Source organism: Halomonas sp. 3D7M (assembly GCF_014897885.1).
GTDB lineage: Bacteria > Pseudomonadota > Gammaproteobacteria > Pseudomonadales > Halomonadaceae > Vreelandella.
Genome location: NZ_JABUZF010000148.1, coordinates 1 through 265 on the forward strand (window position 1 = coordinate 1; position 265 = coordinate 265).

Consider the following 265-nt stretch of genomic DNA (forward strand, 5'->3'; position numbering starts at 1 on the left):
GTACTATGAGAAATCCAGGTTAGGCTTAATTGATAAACTAGACCTTTTCACGTATGTTCGCCGCTTTATTTGTTTGCGTTTATATTTACGCTTGTTTTTGACACCATTCGGCTCTTTCATGGCAAAACTAATAGCAGGCTATACATCTCCCGGTATTACCAAGATCCATGCACTTGCTTCTTTTTTGCCTGAATACTCGCATTTTTCACGCATAAGGCCCCTGAGTCCTAAACCGAATGTGGTCATTGGCTGGGGGGTTAAGCCC

General features: G+C 42.6%; 1 protein-coding gene. It reads left to right on the forward strand.

What is annotated here, in order from left to right; all coding sequences use genetic code 11:
- Positions 1–265, forward strand: a 265-nt coding sequence (locus INT22_RS20415; protein ID WP_226912483.1) for a hypothetical protein, incomplete at both ends; no start/stop codon positions are given.